A 6,562-nucleotide genomic window follows, 5' to 3' on the forward strand; every position below is an offset into this window, starting at 1 on the left:
GGGATGCCCTCGCAGGGAAATCAACGGGTGTAGTTATTTAGACGCTTACTTTTCTCTATGTTGTTTGGGGATTGTCACTCAGGATAACTGCTATAGTCTATCTGTATCCCGCAGTCGTTACAGTTTATGAACTCCTCTCCTTCGCACCTGACGTAGATAATCAGTCCGCAACTGCCACATACGACACGCAGACCGCCACTGTCTCTTATGACTGCCGATGTTACCTGATGGCCTCTGATGGCAATTATGGAGATTGGGTACCGGCTTATAGTGAGGAGTGCTCCGCAGTGGCCACACTTGTGTCCCTCTGCGCCGGGGGATATGACGTTATCAGTAACACAGTTTGGGCACAGTGCATGATAGCTATTGTCCAGTCCGTATCTCAGACAGTATTTGTCTATATTCAGTTCCATATGATGGACATAGAAACAGATTAACCGTCTTTGTTGATTTCGGTTATAAGTTCCTTCAATATGTCCTGAGCCTTGTCATTTTCTATCTGACAGGTGCCCGCGTTAGCGTGTCCACCGCCGCCATACCTGAGCATCAACTCTCCGATGTTTGTTTTGGACGATCTGTTGACTATGGACTTACCGACAGCAAAAACTGTGTTTTGCTTGTTTACTCCCCATAAGGTGTGGATGGAGATATTACATTGGGGATAGAGGGCATATATCATAAACCTGTTGCCGGGATAAATTATCTCCTCATTTAACAGATTCAGAACAACGAGGTTATCATGTACGGTTGCGCAGCGTTTTATCTGTTCCTTAAAACGTTCCTCATAGCCAAAATAGAGGTCTATTCTTTCTTTGACGTCAGGCAGGGCGAGGATTTCGTCAATCTTGTGTCTTTTACAGTATGATATCAGTTCCATCATGAGGGCATAATTGGAGATTCTGAAGTCTCTGAATCTGCCAAGGCCTGTACGCGAATCCATCAGGTAGTTTAAGAGCACCCATCCGTTAGGATGAAGTATTTCATCTGTGGTAAATTGGGCGGAATCACCCTTGTCCACAGCCTCCATTATGTCCTTCGATATTTCTTTAAATTTACTGTCCCCGCCAAAGTAATCATAAACGACCCTGGCCGCGGAGGGAGCTTCGGGGTGAATAATGTGGTTGTCTTTCTTACCAACTCTGATTGTCTCACTTGAGTGGTGGTCGAAAGCAAGGTAAACGCCATGCACATAAGGCAGGTTGGTGGTAATGTCCCTGCCGGTTATTTCTATCTTGCCGTCTTGCATGTCTTTTGGGTGGACGAATTTTATATCGTCAATCAGGTCAATTTCATTTAACAAAACCGCACAAACCAGTCCATCGAAATCGCTTCTTGTTACCAGTCTATACTTGTCTCCCCCTTCTGGCATTTTTAACCTCCATCAAGTATTTATAGTAATTATTGTCTTTGATATGAGTTTTTGTCAATATGTATGTAAAAATATCTCATCAGGCATCCTCCCCCAATCCCTTTTCCCCGACCAGCCCCTTTGGTAATATTGATTTATTGGCTGGCTTTCCTTTACGATAGAGTATTGCTGAGTTTATTTGAGGTAGGTGAATCTTTTATAACCAGGATAAGGGCGTTCATTATGCTGGCAGTTGTGCTTATAGTTGCACTGATGGCCTCGCCGCCGGTCTGGGGCGAGGGCGAGGGTGGGCTGAAGGGGGCGTCTTTTGTCCCTCAGTGGGTTCCTCAGGCGCAGTTTGCCGGCTATTACGTGGCATTCGATAAGGGGATATATAAAAAATATGGCATAGATTTAAAGATCATCACCGGCGGCCCCGAGAATCCGCCAACCTCGCTGCTTGATAATGGGACTGCTGATTTTGCCTCTGTATGGCTTTCAACCGCTATTAATTCACGGGCACATGGACAAAAACTGGTCAATATCGCCCAAATCATAAGGCGTACCTCGCAGATGCTGGTCGCCAGAAAAAAGAGCGGCATCACTACCCCGCAGGACCTAAACGGCAAAAAGGTGAGCATCTGGAGCGGGGACTCCTCTATTCAGGGCCTTGCCTTTATTAAAAAATATAATCTTACAGTAAAAATAGTAACTCAGTCCCCTACAGTAAACCTCTTCATGCGCGGGGCGGTTGACGCTGCCTCAGCCATGTTGTATAACGAATATCATACGATGTTAAACTCCGGGCTTGACTCTGATGAGCTTATGACGTTTTCTTTCTACGAACACGGGGTGAATTTCCCAGAGGACGGCCTGTATGTATCTGAGGAGAAGTTCGCGGCTGACCCGGAGCTGTGCTGCGCCTTTGCGCGGGCATCCATTGAGGGTTGGCTCTATGCCTTCGCGCACACGGATGAGGCCATTGATATTGTGATGAAATATATGTTTAAGGCACATGTCCCGTCCAACACTGCCCATCAGAGGTGGATGCTCGCTAAGATGAGAGATTTGATAATCCCTGACAATGATACCGCCCATATCGGCATATTGCGGCAAGAAGACTATGAACGCACGGCGGCTGAACTTAAGGCGGACGGCCTGATAGAAACAATTCCAGAATTCAATTCGTTTTATAAGAACTGTGTTAAAAAATAGAGGCATAACCTTTAAGCTCATCTTTTTGCTCCTTACGGGCAGCACATTGATACTTGCCCTGATCTTTAAATATAACTACGAACTGACAAAAAAGATAATTTTAAGGACCGCCGAAGACAACGCCAAGCACATTGCAACCATAGCCGTCAACAAGATAGAAGGTGTGCTGAATATCGTTGAGCGCGTCAATAAAAACACTGTCAGTTACATGGAAAGCATTGACGAAACGAAGGATGACGTAAAGGCGAGACTGCGTCATGTACTGCAAAATAATCATGAGATATACGGCGCGACAGTTGCCTATGAACCTTATACTCTTGACAAAAACCTGAAATATTTTGGCTCCTATTATTTCAGAAGAGACGGCGCTTTGAAGTTTATAAATTTCGGCAGTGAAAAAGACAACTATTTTAACCAGGACTGGTATCAAATCCCGATTGAGCTTGGAAAACCCGTGTGGAGTGAACCATATTTTGACCCCGACGCCGAAATAATCGAGTCAACATACAGTGTACCGTTTAGAGACAATGCCACTGGAGAGAACTATATCGGCATCATGGCAACCGATGTGGATTTAAATTGGCTTCACGAGACGGTTGCCTCCGTAAAGATGTTCAAAACCGGATACGCCTTTCTGATCTCAAAAAATGGCACTATTGTCACGCACCCTAATAAAGAACTAATAATGAACGAAAGCATATTCAGCATTGCCGAAACAAGGGCAGACAAGAAACTGCGCGAAATAGGCAAGGCCATGATAAGAGGCGAGACGGGGTTTAAGCAAATCGACAGCTTTGGCCCGGTCAACAAATCCAAAAAATCACAGAAAGCGTGGTTGTTTTATATGCCGCTGAAGTCGGAGGGCTGGGCGCTTGGTTTAGTTGTGCCGGACGAAGAGCTGCTTGCCGACATCGTGACACTGCATGAAAAAGATAGCTTGATAGCGTTGCTGGGGGTGTTGATTCTTACCATTTTTATCGCCTCGATTTCCGCTTCGATAACACGCCCGCTGAGAAGACTTGCCTCCGCCACAAAAGACATGGCTAACGGCAACCTCGACGATTGCAAGTTGCCTCATGCCGAAACTAAAGACGAAATCGGAGCCCTTACAAACTCGTTTATCTACATGAAAAGCGCCCTTAAGGAATATATCAGGGAATTGACCGAGGCCACGCGGGCAAAGGAACAAATAGTGAGCGAACTAAAGATTGCCCACGATATTCAAATGAGTTTTTTGATTAAACTATTTCCGCCGTTTCCCGACAGGGCTGATTTAGACTTATTCGCCACAATCATGCCCGCGAAAGAGGTCGGAGGGGATTTTTATGACTTCTTTTTTATTGATGACACGCACCTGTGTTTTCTCATAGCGGATGTATCCGGCAAGGGGGTGCCAGCGTCACTGTTTATGGCAATGACCAAGACGTTGCTAAAGGCGCAGACCTCAGTTGGGTTGTCTCCCAACAAAATACTCTCCGACGTTAATGGAAAACTGGCAAAAGACAACAACGTCAATATGTTTGTGACAATCTTTTTCGGCATTTTAGACACCGAATCCGGCGTGGTAGAGTTCGCCAACGGTGGACATAACCCGCCGCTGCTATACAAAAAAGACACGGCGGAGCTTATACCTTTAGAGTGCGCCGGCGTTGTCGTAGGGATTATGGAGGAAGACATCATGTTTGACAAGGGAACGATTACAATGCAAAGCGGCGACTTTATCCTCATGTACACGGATGGCGTGACTGAGGGCATTAATGAAAAGGATGAGGAATTCGGCGAGGAAAGGCTAAACCGCCTGATTGTGGAAAACCACGACAAGCCAATAAAGGAGTTTATCACGCTGATAAACGAGGCGGTAAAGCAATTCTCTAATGGACAGCCGCAGTTTGACGACATTACGTTAATGATATTAAAATATGAGGGCGTAGACAACGCTACCCACAAGGAGAAACCATGAATATATCAATACGGCAGCAAAGCGGTGAAATCGCGGTAGCCATAATAAGCGGGCGCATAGATACGGTTGCCGCCCCGGTAATTGAGAAAGAGATACAGGATGCCATCGCTGGCGGTAAGAATAAGATAGTCATTGATTTATCGGGGTCGGACTACATAAGCAGCGGCGGCCTGCGGGTGCTTCTTGGGACGGCGAAGGATTTAAAGGCCAAAGGCGGGGATTTGCGTCTGTGCGGGTTGACCACCAATGTGATGAAGATATTCAAACTGGCCGGATTCACAAAGGTATTTACTATCTGCGAAACAGAGACCGAAGCGATACAGAGCCTTTCGTAGAGCCGGTTGTTTGGCCTGTGGATAAGATTGTTTATAGATAGGATTAAAGACACTATCGGGAAATACTCGATGCTGTGCGACGGTGACACGGTAATTGTCGGGCTTTCGGGCGGGGCGGACTCTGTGACGTTGCTTCACGTCCTGAGGGGGCTTGATTTGAGCCTGAGCCTCTGCGCCGTCTACATAGACCATGGGCTTAGGCCCGCTGAGACACCGCACGAAGTGGAATTCTGCGCGAGTTTGTGCAAGGGCATTGGGGTGTCCTTTTGCCATGAACAGATTTCCCTCCCACCCAAAATAATAGCAAACACACAGGATACGTTAAGAGAACTACGGTATGAAATCCTTGAGAAGATGGCATATGAGCGTGGGGCAGTCAGAATTGCCCTCGGCCACAACAAGGACGACCAGGCCGAGACCGTCCTGTTGAATTTCTTACGGGGAAGCGCCCTGTCGGGCCTTGGAGGAATCCCCCCCTGCAGGGGAAAGATAATAAGGCCGCTGATTGAGACAACGAGGGTGGATATAGAAAAATACCTTGATTCAAATGGCCTTACATTCGTCACAGACTCGTCGAATCTGACACAGAAATATAAGCGCAACAAGGTTCGCCTTACGCTGCTGCCTGCCCTGAAGGCATATAACCCAAACATTGTGGATACGTTATCAAGAAACGCCGACATCATAAGGGATGAAAATAGCTACATGGAAAGGGTTGCGATTAAAAAAACCATGACCCTGATAAGCCGCAAGTCCGACCAGCGGGTTGAACTATTCCTGTCGCCGCTTCAGACCATTGAAAAGTCTGTCCTCAGAAGGGTTCTAAAAACTGCCCTTAGTTCGGTTGATACACTCAAGGGCATAGGCGCGGTGCATATTGACGACATTATTGGATTGGTAAATAACGCCGCCACCGGCGCTTCAATTCGTTTGCCAAAAGGGATAAGGACCATCAAAGGCTATTCCATTTTGACCATAACGAAGGAGGATAAACCCGCGCAAATTAATACATACGCCTTAAACACACCCGGAGAGCTGGCCGTCAAAGAGGCCAGGGTTGTGATAAGGGCAACTCTGACAGGCGCGGCAGAAGACGCTCCAGACAAGCGAAGCACAATCGTAGACGGTGAACGCCTGATTAACCCATTGACCGTGAGGGGGCGATGCAACGGGGACTTTTTTTATCCTCTGGGATTTGGCAAGAGAAAAAAGGTGCAGGATTTCTTTGTTGACGAGAAGGTGTCAAAGGATGAGCGAGACAGTGTGCCGCTTATCTATTCAGGCGGTGATTTGGTCTGGATAGCCGGCATGAGAGGCGACGAGAGGTTTAGACCGACGGCAGAGACGAAGATATTCGTCAAACTTGAGCTGCTGCAAATGAAGACGTAATTTGCGGCGTTGTCATTGCTCCATAACCCGCTGTATTGCCCACATTAGCCGTTCATGTGTCCAGCCAAGCTCCTCAGCACATTTGACTATCTTCTCATAGACAAGGCGCTCATGCGCGTCCAAGATTGCCGCGCCTCCATTGATTACCTTTCTAAGCACCCCACGGTCTGCCTGATGCAGGATGTCGTATATTTCATTGGCGTTCATTGAGGATATTAATCTCCGCTCTAACCTACCATATCTTCCAGCATTTCCGTAATATCCGTAAGCGTCTAAATAACTACACCCGTTGATTTCCCTGCGAGGGCATCCCTA

7 protein-coding genes are annotated in these 6,562 nt (G+C 47.0%); 4 read left to right on the top strand and 3 right to left on the bottom strand.

Annotated elements, in window-relative coordinates; genetic code table 11:
- Positions 1 to 74 precede the first annotated feature (74 nt).
- Positions 75 to 413, bottom strand: coding sequence for a hypothetical protein (locus tag AB7D94_RS15840; protein ID WP_420266972.1), 339 nt, complete (start codon positions 411 to 413; stop codon positions 75 to 77).
- 20 nt (positions 414 to 433) lie between these two features.
- A complete protein-coding gene (locus AB7D94_RS15845; RefSeq protein ID WP_420266973.1) occupies positions 434 to 1,369 on the bottom strand; it encodes a DHHA1 domain-containing protein in 936 nt (311 codons plus the stop codon).
- A 222-nt stretch (positions 1,370 to 1,591) separates the two neighbouring features.
- Between AB7D94_RS15845 and AB7D94_RS15850 the strand changes: the two genes are divergently transcribed.
- From AB7D94_RS15850 to tilS, 4 genes are read left to right on the top strand one after another with little or no spacing between them, the layout of a single operon-like run.
- On the top strand, positions 1,592 to 2,563 hold the full coding sequence (locus tag AB7D94_RS15850) for an ABC transporter substrate-binding protein (protein ID WP_420266975.1): 972 nt from the start codon (positions 1,592 to 1,594) through the stop codon (positions 2,561 to 2,563).
- Positions 2,550 to 4,523 (top strand): SpoIIE family protein phosphatase, encoded by a 1,974-nt coding sequence (locus AB7D94_RS15855; protein ID WP_420266978.1) that lies wholly within the window; start codon positions 2,550 to 2,552, stop codon positions 4,521 to 4,523. Before AB7D94_RS15850 ends, AB7D94_RS15855 begins: the two co-directional genes overlap by 14 nt.
- Positions 4,520 to 4,858: an STAS domain-containing protein gene (locus AB7D94_RS15860; protein WP_420266979.1), complete on the top strand. Its 339-nt coding sequence runs from the start codon at positions 4,520 to 4,522 to the stop codon at positions 4,856 to 4,858. Before AB7D94_RS15855 ends, AB7D94_RS15860 begins: the two co-directional genes overlap by 4 nt.
- Positions 4,859 to 4,885: 27 nt before the next feature.
- The gene (gene tilS / locus AB7D94_RS15865; protein WP_420266980.1) at positions 4,886 to 6,247 is read left to right on the top strand and encodes a tRNA lysidine(34) synthetase TilS; all 1,362 of its coding nucleotides are present in this window, start codon (positions 4,886 to 4,888) and stop codon (positions 6,245 to 6,247) included.
- A gap of 12 nt (positions 6,248 to 6,259) precedes the next feature.
- Here tilS and AB7D94_RS15870 read toward each other — a convergent pair whose 3' ends face one another.
- Complete coding sequence (locus tag AB7D94_RS15870; protein ID WP_420266981.1) at positions 6,260 to 6,454, bottom strand: hypothetical protein; 195 nt, start codon at positions 6,452 to 6,454, stop codon at positions 6,260 to 6,262.
- Positions 6,455 to 6,562 lie beyond the last annotated feature (108 nt).

The sequence above is a fragment of the Candidatus Magnetominusculus dajiuhuensis genome (assembly GCF_046044395.1).
Taxonomy (GTDB): Bacteria; Nitrospirota; Thermodesulfovibrionia; order Thermodesulfovibrionales; family Magnetobacteriaceae; genus Magnetominusculus; species Magnetominusculus dajiuhuensis.

What these genes read in the sequence shown, in the direction of transcription:
- AB7D94_RS15840 (WP_420266972.1), bottom strand. Translation starts at nt 413, where the DNA reads ATGGAACTGAATATAGACAAATACTGTCTGAGATACGGACTGGACAAT.
- AB7D94_RS15850 (WP_420266975.1), top strand. Translation starts at nt 1,592, where the DNA reads ATGCTGGCAGTTGTGCTTATAGTTGCACTGATGGCCTCGCCGCCGGTC.
- AB7D94_RS15870 (WP_420266981.1), bottom strand. Translation starts at nt 6,454, where the DNA reads ATGAACGCCAATGAAATATACGACATCCTGCATCAGGCAGACCGTGGG.
- AB7D94_RS15845 (WP_420266973.1), bottom strand. Translation starts at nt 1,369, where the DNA reads ATGCCAGAAGGGGGAGACAAGTATAGACTGGTAACAAGAAGCGATTTC.
- AB7D94_RS15860 (WP_420266979.1), top strand. Translation starts at nt 4,520, where the DNA reads ATGAATATATCAATACGGCAGCAAAGCGGTGAAATCGCGGTAGCCATA.